General features: G+C 46.5%; 10 protein-coding genes and 1 CRISPR repeat array. Of the genes, 1 reads left to right on the plus strand and 9 read right to left on the minus strand.

What is annotated here, in order from left to right; all coding sequences use genetic code 11:
- Positions 1-76: 76 nt before the first annotated feature.
- Complete coding sequence (locus JGK39_RS19155; RefSeq protein ID WP_293296397.1) at positions 77-316, minus strand: hypothetical protein; 240 nt, start codon at positions 314-316, stop codon at positions 77-79.
- A 112-nt stretch (positions 317-428) separates the two neighbouring features.
- Positions 429-1,457: a pyruvate dehydrogenase (acetyl-transferring) E1 component subunit alpha gene (pdhA, locus tag JGK39_RS19160; protein ID WP_293256381.1), complete on the minus strand. Its 1,029-nt coding sequence runs from the start codon at positions 1,455-1,457 to the stop codon at positions 429-431.
- A gap of 421 nt (positions 1,458-1,878) precedes the next feature.
- Between pdhA and JGK39_RS19165 the strand changes: the two genes are divergently transcribed.
- Positions 1,879-4,200, plus strand: coding sequence for an IMS domain-containing protein (locus tag JGK39_RS19165; protein WP_293296395.1), 2,322 nt, complete (start codon positions 1,879-1,881; stop codon positions 4,198-4,200).
- A 309-nt stretch (positions 4,201-4,509) separates the two neighbouring features.
- A CRISPR array of direct repeats spans positions 4,510-10,305; the repeat unit is 37 nt; unit sequence GTTTCAATCCCTAATAGGGGTTTAGTTTGATTGCGGC.
- 253 nt (positions 10,306-10,558) lie between these two features.
- On the opposite strand, the gene cas2 is transcribed toward JGK39_RS19165, so the two are convergent.
- From cas2 to cas7d, 7 genes are all read right to left on the minus strand, one after another.
- Complete coding sequence (gene cas2, locus JGK39_RS19170; protein WP_366048860.1) at positions 10,559-10,837, minus strand: CRISPR-associated endonuclease Cas2; 279 nt, start codon at positions 10,835-10,837, stop codon at positions 10,559-10,561.
- On the minus strand, positions 10,837-11,838 hold the full coding sequence (cas1d, locus tag JGK39_RS19175) for a type I-D CRISPR-associated endonuclease Cas1d (RefSeq protein WP_293296393.1): 1,002 nt from the start codon (positions 11,836-11,838) through the stop codon (positions 10,837-10,839). The genes cas2 and cas1d overlap by 1 nt, the downstream gene beginning before the upstream one ends.
- Before the next feature lie 154 nt (positions 11,839-11,992).
- A complete protein-coding gene (gene cas4 / locus JGK39_RS19180) occupies positions 11,993-12,589 on the minus strand; it encodes a CRISPR-associated protein Cas4 (protein WP_293296392.1) in 597 nt (198 codons plus the stop codon).
- Positions 12,590-12,770: 181 nt separating this feature from the next.
- Complete coding sequence (gene cas6 / locus JGK39_RS19185) at positions 12,771-13,652, minus strand: CRISPR-associated endoribonuclease Cas6 (RefSeq protein WP_293296390.1); 882 nt, start codon at positions 13,650-13,652, stop codon at positions 12,771-12,773.
- Positions 13,653-13,655: 3 nt separating this feature from the next.
- The gene (gene cas3 / locus JGK39_RS19190; protein WP_293296389.1) at positions 13,656-15,950 is read right to left on the minus strand and encodes a type I-D CRISPR-associated helicase Cas3'; all 2,295 of its coding nucleotides are present in this window, start codon (positions 15,948-15,950) and stop codon (positions 13,656-13,658) included.
- Positions 15,943-16,734 carry a type I-D CRISPR-associated protein Cas5/Csc1 gene (gene cas5d / locus JGK39_RS19195; protein ID WP_293296387.1) on the minus strand — a complete coding sequence of 264 codons (792 nt, stop codon included), beginning with the start codon at positions 16,732-16,734 and terminating at the stop codon, positions 15,943-15,945. The genes cas3 and cas5d overlap by 8 nt, the downstream gene beginning before the upstream one ends.
- Before the next feature lie 169 nt (positions 16,735-16,903).
- Entirely contained in the window at positions 16,904-17,908 is a 1,005-nt protein-coding gene (gene cas7d / locus JGK39_RS19200) for a type I-D CRISPR-associated protein Cas7/Csc2 (RefSeq protein WP_293296385.1), read from the minus strand.
- Positions 17,909-17,917: the final 9 nt, after the last annotated feature.

Consider the following 17,917-nt stretch of genomic DNA (forward strand, 5'->3'; position numbering starts at 1 on the left):
TCAAGCCTATGGATTTGTTAATTTCGACAATTTTCGAGATCGACTATTAGCTTGCTTTTCTAATTAGCTTTTCTTATCACCGCAAACCCAGAAGACCCATTTTTAAACCGAGGTATTCTACTACATCGGCTGGTAAAGCAGTTCTGACGGCGCCCGTATCTATTAATGCTTCTGCTTCGTACACCCGCAACAGATTCGGATTGAGCAATCCTCGCCTCACTAAGGCTTCATCAATTGCATTGGTTAGCTTTACTTTGACTCGAACTGCACCCATATTGTTGCTGAGTTGAATTTTAGTGCGATCGATATTTATCATACCGCCTCTCTTTGCGTACAGAAAGTATACCTTCAATTATAGCTTGAAATGCTTGCAGCCGCAGGTTAAAACCTGTAGGCTGCAAGTGCACGCAAATTATCGCTAAAAATTACTAATCTTCAGCATAGATATACCGATACAATTCGCTCGGATCGGGTTCGGGGCTTTTCTCGGCAAACTCTACCGCATCATCAATGACAGCTTCGATTTTTTTGTCGATCGCCTTTAATTCTTCAGCAGTAGCCAAAGTGCGATCGATCAAATCAGCAGCCAACTTCTTAATCGGATCGCGGGGGAACCAATATTCCTTCTCTTCCTTCGATCGCAATTCGTCAGGATCTGCCAAGGAATGGCCACGAAAACGATAAGTCAAAGCCTCAATTACAGTCGGGCCTTCGCCGGCCCGCGCCCGCGCTACAGCTTCCTTGGCGACTTCCCGCACCGCCAAAACATCCATCCCGTCAACCTCGACGCCAGCCATGCCAAAAGCATGAGCTTTCTTGAAAATCAAGGGGTCAGAAGTAGCTCGCTCGTGGGCCATGCCGATCGCCCATTTGTTGTTTTCCACAACATAAAGAATCGGCAATTTCCACAAGGCAGCCATGTTCAAACACTCAAAAAACTGCCCGTTATTGGCCGCGCCATCGCCAAAAAAACAAGCTGTCACGCCATCGGAATTTTCATCTCCCAAAGCTTCGCGCCGGTACTTCGATTGAAAAGCCGCCCCCGTAGCTACAGGAATCCCCTCAGCCACAAAAGCATAGCCTCCCAACAGCCGGTGTTCTGCCGAAAACATGTGCATCGAACCGCCGCGGCCCTTCGAGCAACCGGTGGCCTTTCCGAACAACTCCGCCATCACTTCCCGCGCTGGTACGCCCGCGCTCAAAGCGTGAACGTGATCGCGGTAGGTGCTGCTGACATAATCGGTACTATCCCGGCGCATCGATCGAATCACGCCAGTAGAGACAGCTTCTTGTCCGTTGTACAAGTGGACAAAACCAAACATTTTGCCCCGGTAGTACATCTCAGCACACTTGTCCTCAAAAAAGCGCCCCAAAACCATATCCTCGTAGAGCATCAAGCCCTCATCCCGAGAAATAGTTACGCTTTGTGCGTCAAAAACTGGTAAAGTCCGTTCCATAAAAAATTAATACCCGATCGGCTTCTTAGACAGGTGATATCTTGCAATACTCAACTCAATGTAAACCGAGAGTGGACACAACCGCAGCAGAAAATGGGCGAACATTTTCCCAACAGCAGTTGCAAGCATTGTTAAAATGAGCTTAGTATGGGAAATTTGCCAAAATTGGGAAAGCCAACTGCCACATCGACCGGCTGCGGTTGTCTCTAAAACTTAAGATCGGTCTTGTTCAAAGTGGGGCAGGATGCGAACCTCACTCTAAAACGCCGTAGAGGGAAACAGTCGGAGTACCTTGAAGGAAGTTCTCGATATCCTTAACAGGACTCAGAAGCTCACATCAAAATCATATTTTTGAGATTTGATGTGAGAGCATCACCTAAGATAGGCTAATTCAGTTGCTAGCGCTTTGGGGAAGTGGACTGTGCTTATTCCACTAGATTACTACCGTATTTTGGGTCTACCGATTCAAGCTACTGCCGAACAGTTGCAGCAGGCTCACGGCGATCGCACTTTACAGCTTCCACGTCGGGAGTATTCCGAAGTTGCGATCGTCGCCCGCAAACAACTGATCGATGAAGCCTGCGCCGTTCTGTCAGACTCAGACGGGCGCAAAGCTTATGATGTCAATTTTTTAGCCAAAACTTACGATCGAGAGTCGGAAGCAGCCATGGCGGCCAAGCAGAGGTCGAAAACCTCTACTGGGCCGGCCACAGTCCTGCAAGATGCAGGAGAAACCGTTGCTGCAGAGTCTAAGGCTTTAGACGCTGCTCCCGACCCCCACACTCCAAGTATTGAAATCGATGACAACCAATTCGTAGGAGCCCTGCTCGTACTGCAAGAACTGGGGGAATACGAACTCGTACAGAAGCTGGGGCGCCCGTATCTCAACAATGGCAGCATCGCGATCGACGAAGGCCGCTTCGGCGACCCGCAGCTCGTCCGGCCAGACATAGTTTTAACCGTAGCCCTGGCGTGCCTAGAACTCGGCCGCGAACAGTGGCAGCAAGGTCAATACCAAAATGCGGCAAAATCACTAGACGCAGGTCAAGAACTGCTGCTGCGCGAAAGCTTATTTCCAAGCGTGAGGGGTGAAATGCAAACCGATATATACAAACTCCGTCCGTACAACATTTTAGAATTACTATCGCTCCCCGAAGAAAAAGTCTCGGAGCGCCGCCAGGGACTGCAAATCCTGCGAGAAATGCTCGAAGAACGGGGCGGCATTGATGGCTCGGGGGACGATCGCTCGGGTTTAGGAATAGAAGACTTCCTCCGCTTCGTCCAGCAACTTCGCAAACACCTAACCAGCAGCGAGCAGCAGACCCTATTTGAGGCTGAAGCCGGCCGCCCCTCCGCAGTCGCCACTTACCTATCGGTCTACACCCTGTTAGCCCAAGGATTTGCCTCCAGAGGGCCCGCGATGATCCGCCGCGCCAAGCTGATGCTGATGCAGCTCGGCCGCCGCCAAGACGTTCACCTCGAAAAAGCCGTGTGTTCGCTGCTGCTGGGCCAAACAGAAGAAGCCAGCAGAGCTCTCGAACTCAGTTCGGAAAAAGAACCCCTCGCCTTCATTCGGGAACATTCCCAAGATTCTCCCGATTTGTTGCCCGGACTCTGCTTGTACGCCGAACACTGGCTGCAAGAAGAAGTGTTTCCTCATTTCCGCGACTTGGCTTCCCAGTCAGTTTCTTTGAAAGATTATTTTGCTGACCCGAAAGTCCAAGCTTACCTAGAAGCTTTGCCGTCGGATGCAGAAACCGCTAACGAATGGGTCGTCGTGCAACCCCGATCGGGCAAACCTCCGGGGAAACTGCAACCAGCGGGCGATCGTCCGCCCGCACCACCACAGCCGCCAGCAGCCAAACAGCTAGCCAGTAGTGTCACCTTGACCCCCGTACCGGCCGACAGCTCCAGCGCAGCTTCAGCGCCGAAATACCAGGCAACGGCGGCAGGAATTGGGGCGGCAGCGGCCGTCTCTCTCCCGACAGCTACGGCGGGACGGCCTGCGACCTCGACCTCCAAACCGCGCCGGAGCCAGAGTTCGAGCCGGCGCAGCGGAGCGATCGGTCAGGGGTTAACAGGCTCTTTTGGCGATCGGGCGCGCACCCTAGCAGCCCAAATTGGGGCCCAAATCAAGTCCCTGCCACCAAACAAGCTGGCTCTGCTTGTCGTCGCAGGCGTCCTGAGCCTGTTAATCCTGTGGTGGATACTCAGCCTGCTGGCGAGTGCCATGCAAGCCCTGTCGGGCCCATCCCTGCAAGGAGAACAAGCCTCCGTCAGCCTGGATGCACCGCCCGTAGAAATCCCCGCACTAGCCCCGACTCCAGAGCCTGGTGCCTCCGCCCCCGCCCCAGTGTCGGGAGCAATGACGGAAGAAGCAGCCAAACAAATAGTTCAAGACTGGCTGTCGGCGAAAGCGGCGGCTTTGGGCCCCAATCACGCTGTGGAAGAATTACAGAAAGTTCTCACAGAACCGGCTTTGTCTCGCTGGCAGTTGATGGCAGATGCTCAACAGAAAAACAACGCCCACCAGCGTTACGTGCACAAGCTAGAAGTTAAAGGAGTTAAGGCGAATCCAACAAATCCCGATCGCGCCGAAGTAGAAGCCCAAGTCAGCGAAAAAGCCGAAACCTTCGATGCCGATCGGCTAGTTACTTCCCGCGACGAAAATCTGCGTATCCGCTACGACTTAATCCGCCAAGACGGACAGTGGCGGATTATGGATTGGCAGGTGATGAAGTAAGGAATTGGTAATGGGTAATTGGTAATGGGTAATTTCTGGTTGCTAGTTACCCGAGCATCTCAATGAATGTGAAAAGCATTTTTTTGTTAGTAGTGCGAGCGTCTTCGCTCGCTACACATACAAGATTTGCGATCGGGGACGCTGGCACGACAAAAGCACTGATTGAGATTCTCCCACTAATTGCCAATTACCAATTGCTAATAATTATTGAAAATATTAATTCTTAAAGTCGGAGTGGTGATTTGCAGATAATTGTTGAAGGCGGGCGTTTTATTTATAATTCCTATGGCGTAGCCAATAAAGGTTGAGGTTTCAATCCCTAATAGGGGTTTAGTTTGATTGCGGCAGTTTTTCTTTTGATGGGTTGTCTACAGGATATTTGTTTCAATCCCTAATAGGGGTTTAGTTTGATTGCGGCACAAAAAGTAGATGTCCAGTGGAGCCAGCAATTGTTTCAATCCCTAATAGGGGTTTAGTTTGATTGCGGCCTGAAACGCGAAATAGAGCCTGTTTCCTCTCAAGTTTCAATCCCTAATAGGGGTTTAGTTTGATTGCGGCTTAGGGTTTGGTGCTGAATGTTGAACGCAGGTTTTAAGTTTCAATCCCTAATAGGGGTTTAGTTTGATTGCGGCGCAACAGCTTTTTGATACTTGGTGCTTGTACATGGTTTCAATCCCTAATAGGGGTTTAGTTTGATTGCGGCAATAAGAGATTGCATAGAAGTAATCTCAATAGGAAGTTTCAATCCCTAATAGGGGTTTAGTTTGATTGCGGCTTGGCAAATTACATAAATTATTATCATATCCCAAAGGTTTCAATCCCTAATAGGGGTTTAGTTTGATTGCGGCTATCATCAAAAGAATCTCCTAAATAAATCCCATGTTTCAATCCCTAATAGGGGTTTAGTTTGATTGCGGCGGGAGTCCGATACCGCAAGCTGTGGAGGCGATCGGTTTCAATCCCTAATAGGGGTTTAGTTTGATTGCGGCTTTGGAAATACCTTACGAGTTTACTGCACCACAAGTTTCAATCCCTAATAGGGGTTTAGTTTGATTGCGGCTTTCTCGTGGAATTTTGTCAGTCCTTACCCGATGTTTCAATCCCTAATAGGGGTTTAGTTTGATTGCGGCCCAGCATCGAAAGTGCCGAAGTCTTTGTACGATCGCTTGGTTTCAATCCCTAATAGGGGTTTAGTTTGATTGCGGCAAAGCCACAATTTCGCAGCGAGATTTATTTCGAGTTTCAATCCCTAATAGGGGTTTAGTTTGATTGCGGCTTGCTTACTTCTTTCTGTTTCCGCTGTTCTCTGCGTTTTGTTTCAATCCCTAATAGGGGTTTAGTTTGATTGCGGCGCAACATCAGCGTCTGGCGCTGAGTGCTGCACTGCAGTTTCAATCCCTAATAGGGGTTTAGTTTGATTGCGGCAGGGCATCGGATGAGGCGCGGATTGCCGAGGGTTTCAATCCCTAATAGGGGTTTAGTTTGATTGCGGCTCGAGGATAAATCGCAGCACATCACCTTCTTAGTGAAGTTTCAATCCCTAATAGGGGTTTAGTTTGATTGCGGCAGAATTGCTAGCGTCCGACATTCAAGAATTAAGGTTTCAATCCCTAATAGGGGTTTAGTTTGATTGCGGCTTCGCAGCCTAAACTCCTCTCCGGTTGTACTAAGTGTTTCAATCCCTAATAGGGGTTTAGTTTGATTGCGGCTTTAAGTTTTTAGGAGTGAATATGGCCGTAATTGTTTCAATCCCTAATAGGGGTTTAGTTTGATTGCGGCCGGACCGCGTAGGAGGATTGGGCAATGATGGCTGTGTTTCAATCCCTAATAGGGGTTTAGTTTGATTGCGGCGGCGATCGAGTTTTGGAAGAAGCAGAAGTTGCTAAAGAGTTTCAATCCCTAATAGGGGTTTAGTTTGATTGCGGCGTTCATTCACCTACGTTCCCGCAAACTAATGAAGAGGTTTCAATCCCTAATAGGGGTTTAGTTTGATTGCGGCCTGCATTGTGTTAGGCGAATTTGGCACCAGCTTGGTTTCAATCCCTAATAGGGGTTTAGTTTGATTGCGGCTGAAATCAGGTTCAATTCCTGCAATTGATTTTCCGTTTCAATCCCTAATAGGGGTTTAGTTTGATTGCGGCAAAGGAAAGCCATGTGCATTAATAACAGAATTCAAAGTTTCAATCCCTAATAGGGGTTTAGTTTGATTGCGGCGTGGTTGTTGCTGACTTGGTGGATTGCGTTGAAATGTTTCAATCCCTAATAGGGGTTTAGTTTGATTGCGGCTTTCCAAGACCACCGGAGAGAGCATAATCTATCAGTTTCAATCCCTAATAGGGGTTTAGTTTGATTGCGGCAAAAGGGCGCTCTAGTAGTAAGAGCGGTCAATTGTTTCAATCCCTAATAGGGGTTTAGTTTGATTGCGGCTTTCCCGTTGGAGGCTTATACTACAATGATTACGCAGATGCGTTTCAATCCCTAATAGGGGTTTAGTTTGATTGCGGCGTAAAATGTACGAGGGAACTTACAGAAAAATTGCAGAAGTTTCAATCCCTAATAGGGGTTTAGTTTGATTGCGGCAAGGTGTCGGTGCGATCGTAGGTGGAATTTTGGGTTTCAATCCCTAATAGGGGTTTAGTTTGATTGCGGCTAGTTGCATATTTAATCAAATGGACGAATAAATTGTTTCAATCCCTAATAGGGGTTTAGTTTGATTGCGGCTTGGCTAATACTAACCTTGTACTTGCCTAAGTCTGGGTTTCAATCCCTAATAGGGGTTTAGTTTGATTGCGGCAAATCAAAAAACAGACTGTCTGGTCACACGATTTGTTTCAATCCCTAATAGGGGTTTAGTTTGATTGCGGCTCACCCAGAGGCAGGCCAAGGAGAAATTAAGATTCTCAAAGTTTCAATCCCTAATAGGGGTTTAGTTTGATTGCGGCTGAAACATACCAACCGCAAGAGTTTAGGGATTGGGAGTTTCAATCCCTAATAGGGGTTTAGTTTGATTGCGGCCTGATTGCTCGGGCGGCGGGATTTTTAGACGGCCCTGTTTCAATCCCTAATAGGGGTTTAGTTTGATTGCGGCTTTAGGCAACAATATTTCTGCTCGGTGAAAAATGTTTCAATCCCTAATAGGGGTTTAGTTTGATTGCGGCTTGATTGCGGCGCAGTTTTGCTGTGGTTGCTTTGGGGGAGGAAACTGTGTTTCAATCCCTAATAGGGGTTTAGTTTGATTGCGGCCTGCAATTTTTAATACCATCAAAGGTAAGGTTGTTTCAATCCCTAATAGGGGTTTAGTTTGATTGCGGCTCTTATAAATCTCACGATTATATTCATCCTTCTAAGTGGGTTTCAATCCCTAATAGGGGTTTAGTTTGATTGCGGCCTGTATAATCATCATTCTAATCTTATTGACAATTGAGTTTCAATCCCTAATAGGGGTTTAGTTTGATTGCGGCTAGAATCTAGCAGTGGCATGAAAGCTAGCCGCGAAAGTTTCAATCCCTAATAGGGGTTTAGTTTGATTGCGGCACAAACCTTTGAAAGCCTTACACTGTATAGGCTAAAAGTTTCAATCCCTAATAGGGGTTTAGTTTGATTGCGGCATAAAATTTCATCCTATAATTGTTCAGTTTTTAAAGTTTCAATCCCTAATAGGGGTTTAGTTTGATTGCGGCTCAGGTAAAATTAATACTGGCTGGTTTTATGTTTCAATCCCTAATAGGGGTTTAGTTTGATTGCGGCCAGTTTGTACCGAGGCGGTACATAGTAAGAACGCGTTTCAATCCCTAATAGGGGTTTAGTTTGATTGCGGCTCTAATCTTCTCAATGGTTTTTAGTTGTTTCCATGTTTCAATCCCTAATAGGGGTTTAGTTTGATTGCGGCTAGTAGCGAATCGGCTTTTCTAAATAGAGATGCTGATGTTTCAATCCCTAATAGGGGTTTAGTTTGATTGCGGCTCGGTGAAAGATTCAATCCGATTTCCTAGCCCGTCGTTTCAATCCCTAATAGGGGTTTAGTTTGATTGCGGCTTCAGCAGACCCAGCTCGCACGCCATAAGGGTCGTTGTTTCAATCCCTAATAGGGGTTTAGTTTGATTGCGGCGCTGGAACCGGAAATACCAAAAGTAGTGGTCATCGAGTTTCAATCCCTAATAGGGGTTTAGTTTGATTGCGGCTCAAAACCATCACTGGTGGTCGAGAAGCTGTTGATGTTTCAATCCCTAATAGGGGTTTAGTTTGATTGCGGCTAAAGTAGAGACTGCCATACAGGACTTATGCTCGAAGTTCCTCGTTTCAATCCCTAATAGGGGTTTAGTTTGATTGCGGCCCGGTTTCATCAGTCCGATTCCCGCTGTGCATTATGGTTTCAATCCCTAATAGGGGTTTAGTTTGATTGCGGCTTGGCAATACAATACTATTGCCAATGCCGTCTGTTTCAATCCCTAATAGGGGTTTAGTTTGATTGCGGCTCAGCGAATGCAGCAGTTGCCTACGAGCGCACTGGAATGTTTCAATCCCTAATAGGGGTTTAGTTTGATTGCGGCTCCCTTACAACATGATGAATGGGTCAAGGCTTGCAAGGGTTTCAATCCCTAATAGGGGTTTAGTTTGATTGCGGCTCTCTTTCTCGGTTCTTGATTTTCCTGAAGAGTATGAAACGGGTTTCAATCCCTAATAGGGGTTTAGTTTGATTGCGGCGTCCCGGCACCCTCCTGGGTAACGAATTGCCTCAAAGTTTCAATCCCTAATAGGGGTTTAGTTTGATTGCGGCTAGCAATCCAGAGTTGCCTACAGATACTTTTTTATCAAGTTTCAATCCCTAATAGGGGTTTAGTTTGATTGCGGCAAAAAAGAACGTGCCTGAAAAATGGCAAGACTGGGCAGAAGTTTCAATCCCTAATAGGGGTTTAGTTTGATTGCGGCTTCCCGGTCTAACGGCCGGGACTTTTTTGATTGATGGTTTCAATCCCTAATAGGGGTTTAGTTTGATTGCGGCCTGATTACTAAACTAGCAGTTATTTGCTCGACACGCGTTTCAATCCCTAATAGGGGTTTAGTTTGATTGCGGCTAACAGATACGCTTCACCGATTGAAGTGGTCAGTTTCAATCCCTAATAGGGGTTTAGTTTGATTGCGGCCGCTCTCTGTGAGAAACAAAGCTTGCTGTCCTAAGTTTCAATCCCTAATAGGGGTTTAGTTTGATTGCGGCTTCGGGCAAGCGCTGCAAGTTTTCAATCAAGTCTTTGTTTCAATCCCTAATAGGGGTTTAGTTTGATTGCGGCTTTTATTACATTTTGAAATAGATGCCGTCCCCGATAACCTTGCGTTTCAATCCCTAATAGGGGTTTAGTTTGATTGCGGCCGGGATTTGTTGGGTTAGCTTAAGCAAAAATTTTATGTTTCAATCCCTAATAGGGGTTTAGTTTGATTGCGGCTTGGGGGGGACTGACTGACGCCCAACAGAAAAAATTTACAGGTTTCAATCCCTAATAGGGGTTTAGTTTGATTGCGGCGTTTGCTGTCCACCTTAGCCGAAGGCGGCCGCCGTTTCAATCCCTAATAGGGGTTTAGTTTGATTGCGGCAATATTGCTTCATCTTTTACAGATAAAGCTAAACTTCCTGTTTCAATCCCTAATAGGGGTTTAGTTTGATTGCGGCAGGAAATAAGTGGGTTTTTTAGTTGTCTGCTTAAGTTTCAATCCCTAATAGGGGTTTAGTTTGATTGCGGCCGGACAGTTACCACCAACAACAAAGCGGTGGACTTCAGGAAGTTTCAATCCCTAATAGGGGTTTAGTTTGATTGCGGCGAGAAAATAAAGACACCTCTATCTTTGTTCTCAATTGTTTCAATCCCTAATAGGGGTTTAGTTTGATTGCGGCTAAAGTTACAGAAGCTCAGGAAGCTTTGAAGTTAGAGCGTTTCAATCCCTAATAGGGGTTTAGTTTGATTGCGGCGATTTTAGGGCCTAAGGTTTGAGGCATGGTCTACGTTTCAATCCCTAATAGGGGTTTAGTTTGATTGCGGCCTAAGGAATTCCGTAGCTCCCAGTCTGGGCAAAATGTTTCAATCCCTAATAGGGGTTTAGTTTGATTGCGGCCGCCGGCCTTTGAAACCGTTGGTGTATTTGGTTTTCAAGGTTCAGTTGCGGGAATCTAATCCAAAAGTACCATTTCAGCCTTCGATCTGTCAATACCCGATTTTTCATATAGCATTCAAACTCTTATCTGGCATGGGTTTTAGGGATTGCGGGAATCGTTTTTAGAAGATAGGAGCATCAAACCCTTGCGGCATCTACATTATAGCCGAAAAATCTGACACCCCAAATTTTACACCTACCGACTCCCGCATTTTTAGGCAAAAAACACAGTCCTATCTACTGGAACTACCCCACCGATACGCTCAATCTTGGCCTGACAGCAAGCGCACAGGGGAAAAAATAGAATGCTGTCTTGTTCGGGCTTGATGACTTTGCTCAAGCGCGATCGCAACTTAGCGTACTGAGTCTCCGTCAAATCTGTACACTCAAATACACTGTACTGCATCCACTGCCCGTAGGATTTGAGAATTTTGTGAATCTTCGTCCGCCGCTTATCTTCAGGGACATCGTAGGAAATCAGAATGTGCATCATTATTTCAACACCAAAGGAGGATACTGGTCAATTTCGCCCATCAGATATTTCGCCAACAGCCGCGCCTGAATCTCAAAGGCTTCGCGAAAAGTGCACTTACGTCCCAAAACCGGATGCTTAAACTCAGACTGTTTTTTCTTCTCGTACAGCGTCAGAAATTCACGCCGCCCAGTTTCCGAAAGCCGCACCACATTACTGACAGGTTCCACATCAAAATCATTCGGAGTCAGTACCCGCTGATTGATAGCTTTTAAAATCACGCTATCGACAACCACAGCCCGAAATTCCTCCATCAAATCGAACACCAGCCCGACGCGGCCGTAGCGCTGAACGTGCAGGTATCCCAAATAAGGATCGAAACCAACAATATTAATCGCACTTTGTACATCGTGACGCAGCAGAGTGTAGCCAAAGTTCAACAAAGAATTCACCGAATCCGTAGCCGGCCGATGTCTCGGTTTAAACACAAAACCTTCAGCCCGAATAAGCTGACTGAAAACACCAAAATAAGCTGCACTTGCCGCACCTTCCAAACCGCGCAGGGAATTGATATTATCAGCCTTGTCCAGTTTGGCAATAACATTAGCAATTTGAGTTATTGCCGAATCTAGTGTCAGTTCAGAATGGTCACGTTGAGTTTGTGCCAAACACTTCCGATAATTTTTCAACTTACCTCGAATAAAGCCTTGCACAACGTGAATTGCTTGCGGAGTTTCGCCCGCCGCTTGCCACTGCGCGTTCCGCACAAAGATATTTTTAGTCATTTCCGGTTCAATCCTTCCTAAATATTGACCGTTACTCGTGAGAAAAGTCAGAGGAATTTTGCGCTGGAGAAGTTCTGCAATTGCCGCAGGCGAAATAGTCGCCCGTCCCAAAATTACAACTCCATCTAAATGAATCAAAGGCACATCCAGCAACTTTTTTTCATGGTTTTTAACGTGCAGCCGTTCGTCAACTTTACCGATAAAAGCGTCTTCTTGATTGATGTAAAGCGTTCCCATTTTTGATTCCTAAAGTTGTGTATTGGCTGTCTTTTTTTATCTCAAATCCTAGTTACCAGTCTCCTTGCTTCTTCAGTCGGCGGAGACCGACTTTGTTCGTATAGAAGCGATTTCAATCGCCGAATCATAAAACAGACTGAGGATTGTCGATTTGTTAGCTAGCTTCTTGATAGCGGCGAAGTTTGTCAGCAGCTTGCGGCAAACATTGAGCGTACAAACTGCACCCCTGACAGCGTTTGCTGTAACTAGCAGGCGGCATCTTTCCCGTCTGAATCAAAACTTGAATTGCAGAAATAGTCACAACTGCCTCTTGTCTCAACTGCTCAGAAATCTCCACCTTTTGCCGCTGGTGCGACTGCGCGTAATACACATATCCAGTCGCAATACTTTTCCCCGTCATCTCCTCCAAACACAAAGCCTGAGCGCACACCTGCAACTCATCGTTATCCCATTCCCCCTTGCGCCCCCGCTTGTACTCCACCGGATACAACTCACCATTCTCCGATTCAATCAAATCCGACTTACCAATCAGCTTGTAGCGCTCCGACTTCAGCCAAATCGCCCGCACCTGCCAAGTTTCATCGCGGTTGATTTCGCCCATAGTGTGAACGCGATCGTGCAAAGTCGTCCCTTCCACGGTATACTGGTTGTCTGTGAACTCTCCGGCGCAAGACATACGCCAGCAGCGGTGAGGACAGTAGGAGTATTGGTTGAGAAGTGCGATCGAAATATAGTCATCAGTATCATTCATAATCTTGATAATTTGCGGTAATTATCGATCGAAAGTTTTTCCTTAGCTGTCAGATCCGCCAGGGGTTAAAACCCCTGTCTCATAGCTAAAGTCGGTTAAAACCGACTGAAGATTCAATCATTCTCATCAGTCCTCTTCAGAGGACTTTCGCTATGAGACGGGGGTTTAAACCCCCGTCGGACTAGGTTTGAATTGAGGAGGTAAATTCTGCATTTTGCTTGGTAATTTTTTCAGAAAGTGGAATGGGTAGACGGCGCGTCATACCCATACCCATCGGCGTTTTCCTTCCCAATCCGCAGTACAAAGCATAATCAGCCAAAGCATTAATTTGCTTAATCAATAACGGATCTACATCCCCTAAAATCCGATAGCTAACCTCCCCAACAATCCCAATTAAATTGCTGTGATAATTAGTCACAACTTCAGTTTTGATATTGACAAAGCTCGAAAAAACTGCATCCAGTACCAGCGGCGAAACTTCAATACCGCTGTACTTATTCCAGCGACTGAGAAGACTGTTAAAAACGCATTCTCTCGTCGGCAAAACAGAATCAAATTTGCCCTGACGAAAAGTAGTCGGAGTAGCCAGACTGAACGCAATCAAACGATTAGTATCAGAAGCTTGCTCGTACAATTGAGAGTAATCGCAAGCATTAGCCCAAGGCAGATCTACTTGCGGCGTTCCCAGAATCTTAGTAATCAGCAAATCAGTAGGGCCCAGATGCCACGGTTTCGAGGGATTGAGATTCAGCCACAGGTGAGTTAATTTGCTGAATAAAGTGTCATCGAGGAGAGTGATTCGCCACCAACAGAGGGTATGTTCGGGAATAGGTTGTGCGTGTTCCCATTGCAGGGAATGGTGTTTTTTGAAAGGGCATTTTTTAGTTTGTAAAGGGCTGAGGGTGAAGGCTTTATCTGCTGCGGCTTCGTGGAGGTAGTCGCCGAGTTTTTTGTCAACGGAGCTCGCGAGGGTGAGAAACAGGGCGTGCAGGTGTCTTCCCGTTAGGTATCCGGGGGATATTGGGGAGAGGGGGAGAAGGTTGAGGATGAGGCTGTGCGGCATAGTTTAGATTACCCAGAATTCTTGATTGTCAGGACATTTTAAGGCAATGCCAGCGGAGGCGATCGCCAAAATTCCCGATAAACTCGGAAAAAATGTATACTCTTGTTCGTTAGCAAAGCTATCTTTGACTGCAATTGGATAGCATTGGACTCCTTGTTTTCTGAGTTTGAGAATTGCCCAGGGATTTTTGCGGTGCTCTTGGACGATAACACCGGGCATTAAAGGCGGTGAAAGTTGGGAAATTAGCGCTGTCGGACGCACGCAGTTGTCGATCGTCCGTTCGATCGTACAATTTTTGAAGGCATAAAGTTTGCAAAGATAGTTGTTGGCAAATTCTTCTAAATCGGGAACTTGCAAAGCAAATTTGAGTCCGTAGGTTTGCTTGACGCGATCGGTGAGTACAATTCCATTGTTATCGGAAGCAAATTCAAAGAATCTCAGCAGGTGAATCGGGTCGAGATTTGTTTCGCCGACTTCATCGAGTAAGAAATTGTGCGGATCGTAAATCTTGACATTTTCAAACAAGCTTTCTCGAAATTTAAACAGCGGGGCATAGCTGACTTTCAGAATCGTTGCATACTCTTTCAACTCTTCGGCGACTTTTTGGTGTTTGCGAATCTTTTCCTCAACTAATTCGATCGAACTTCTCCCCGATTTAATTTCTTCCCAATCTTCGGGATAGTTGGCTTGCATAAAACTCTTAACGCAGTTTTGCCCGCCTTTAACGTACTGCCACTCTTTTTGAATTTGTTTGATGGTAGACTTAGCTACATTTTCTGCACCTTGCAATACCTTCATCCGCTGGCGGTAATAACTCCAATCTCGCTTACCTCCCAAGACGATTTGCATTGTTTGATACAACTGCGTTACTAAACTTGCTTCGGGCAATTTTTCCAGCAAAATTTCTAGTTCTAGTAAGGGTTTGGCAATTTCTAGAAAGGCTTCCGATCGCCAGTAAATTTCTAGAAACGGACGTTTCATGCACTCTAAACTTGCTAGCATTTCTGTTAGGGAATTGCGCCCGCCGCTACAGTCAAGTTGTGCAATTCCTTGTTCCCACGCCCGATCGGGCAAATAGCCGATCGCCTCTGAAGCAATATCGGTTTGCGTTTTCCCCAAAACCCGTCCCACACGCCCGATGCGCTGCCAAAATGAAAAGCGATCGCGCGTTGAAAAAATCAACCAATCGAGATTTTGTCTGGGTGGCGGATTATCGCGATCGAAGTTGAAGCCTACATCGACGGTACTCGTAGCCAGAATCACTTGTTTTTGGGCAGCAAGGTGGCGTTCTTCCTTCAGTGTATCGCTCGTAATCCGCCTATCGCCCGTAATCCGCCCGCAGAAATCGGCAAATCCGCGATCGCACAATTGTTTATAAATACGACCTAATGTATCCTTGGCATCCAGAATCACTGCCCCGTTTTCGTCAGGAAATTCACGAAGCCGCCGCACAACTTCTTCGACGATTTCCGCAATCAGATTGTCTTTTTCTGGCTGCTTGCGAATTTCGAGATTGACTTGAGTTTGAGAAGGAAGCAGGCGATCGATTTGATTTTTGCTGTCAGTTCGATAAATTCTGACACCATTTTTTCCCAGGACATTTAAGGCTTCATCGCAAGCAGGTTCTGGCGTTGCCGTTAACAGAACAATTTTTCGGTTGTGCTGAAAATAACCGAACTCTTTGGATAAAGCGAGATAGAAAAACAAGCTGACTAACTGTTTGGCATCGTAAAGGTGAAATTCATCGAAAATTACTGTTGAGAAATTGCTGTAAAATTCGCTGGCAATGTTGCTACGATCGAGTGGATTGTATAGAAAAAATGCAGCGTAGTAAAAAATATCCGGGTTGGTCACCAACAAAAGCGGTCTACCGCCGCCGCATTCGGGAAAAATTGTGGCAGGTTCTCGCAAAACGTTATAGATTTTTTCCCCAGAACGTTTGCCAACTAGATTGTCCGGCCACAAATTGACTTGCTTAGCAGAAGCTGCTTTCACAAGATGCGACAAATTTGCATCCCGAACAAACTGTTCTGCGGCTTCTGTTTGCTGGTCAATCAAGGCATTTGTCGGCGCGATATAAATCGCATTCCGTTGAGGATTGTGCAGCAAAACACTCAATCCAGCTTTCGTTTTTCCCGTTCCTGTCGGCGCGGTGTCGAGAATGATATCATTCTCTTTAGACGCTTCATAAACATCGACTTGATGCTGCAATGCTTGTCCCATGAATTCCAGTTGTTGAGGCAATTGACCGCAAGCAGAAATGCTGGCAGGTTCGAGTTGAATTTTTAGATTATCCATTGTGATTGCTACCGCAAAATTCAAGGTTAGCTGGGAGAATGAAATCGCCGGCTTGTAGCGCCTCACCGCGAAAGGAAAGGTTCTTCAATAACGATGCGGGCGGCATCGAAATTAAATCAAAAGCGAGGAGTTCGATATTAGCAGGCAAATCAGCGGCGCTGAGATAGGTATTGCAGCGATAGTCGCCCCTAGGAAGTTGCACAACATCGAATTTTTTAATGATTTCAACGCGGACTTTGCTGGTAAATTTGCCGACGCGAATGTATTCTGGCAATTCGCGATCGCCAAATACTAATGTTTGAAACCGATTTCCCCGTTCAATCATTCGCAATCGCCCTGTTTGAGGGAAGTTGCTGGGGCGGTAGGTACTGGGTTTTTTGCCCGATCGACTCAGCGGTACATCTTCCCGCGCTGTTGCCACGCGATTGTTCGTCATCGCATACCAATAGGAGTCAGAAAGGGCGTTAAACCGCTCGAATCGCAAGGATACAGTGCCGTTGGCGGGCCACGCGGGGAGGATGTAGCTGTGACCGGAAAGTGGCGTTAAATCCTCAATATATCGGGGTCTTCCGGTGTCTTGTCCGGTGAGTCGATAGGGCGATCGGGCCCAACCCAAAGCGTAGGCTAAAGCATAATTGCCGATCGCACTTTCGGTATAATAAGTATCAGAAAGTTCTCGCGAAGCAAAGAACACGGGTTCCGCACACCAAAGCTCGATTAAGCGTGCAGTTGAATAGGAAATCTTGTCAGTGGAAAAATTAAAATCAAGTTCTAATTGCGTCATGGTTGAGATTAATTAAAGAAGACTGGGCGGTTGAAACCGCCTCTATACAAACCAAACCCGGATGGTGCGCGGGTTAAAGACCGAACGGTAAAAATTACGTTATTTTCTTCATTCCGCGCACCATCCGGAGTTCGTTTGACAAGACGCGGTTTTAACCGCCGTCTTATCTTTAATCCTTATTTTTTCCCTTTTTCTTGTTTTCACTCTTCACCTTGCGCCACGGGGCATAGGATTCATCGAGGCGTTTGAGGAAAGTTTCTTGTTCGGGTAACGACCAATGGCGATCGACATCAGCAATCAGCGCGTCACATTCGGTAGCGGACAACTGCATAGAAATACCTCGTTTGTTTGTCCAAGTGCTGATAATTTCCTGAGTTGCATCCACTAAATATTGAGTTTTGAAAGGATGTTCGATGGCGGTATTTTTGGCTTTCAGCTTGTCGTAAACTCCCTGTACCAATTCGAGAGAACTGGGCAATTCGGCAATGCCACCAAAGACACCGAGAATTTGATTGTCCATGCGTCCGACGCGGCTGGAAACAGCGCCGTAACGAGTTGTTAGCAAAATGTTGCCGAGGGTGTAGCGCAGTTCGTCAGCGGTGACATCTTTGAGGGTGACAATATCCAAGAAATGAACCCCTGGTTTGATATATTCGCTGGTGTTTAATGCCGTCGAAGCGTTGCCTTTTTCATCGCGCATTGTTCCAGTTTCAAAGATAGCATTGATCGTGCGATCGCCAATTAGTTCTGTAGAATGCAGTACGCTAAACGCATCTTCCGTCCAGACTCGGCTTTTTTGTGCGCCTTCTCCACCCGCCGCGAAGCCGTAGAGGAAGCAATCAACGCACATTTCGCAAGGCGCATTAGTATTGAGGGCGCAAATTTCATTGGTTTTCGGTGCGGGGTAAAGGAGATTGTGCGATCGTAAAAATTCCCGTCCTTTGCGTCTTTCTGGGGCAATTTGTTTGCGTTTTGTCATCACCAACCGAGGAATTGATTCGGTATCTTCAATCCCAGCTTGCACGTATTCGCTGCACATGGGTTCGCCCGTTCCTTCCGTGCGGAAAATTGTTTCCGATTGCGTTGTGCGGAGGACGACAACACCAATGGTACGGCCTTTGGGAAAATTTTCGTAGCTGGGTGCGAGGAATGGTTGTAATTGTGCGATCGACATTTTGAACTC

The sequence above is a fragment of the Microcoleus sp. PH2017_12_PCY_D_A genome (assembly GCF_020738565.1).
Lineage (GTDB): Bacteria > Cyanobacteriota > Cyanobacteriia > Cyanobacteriales > Microcoleaceae > Microcoleus.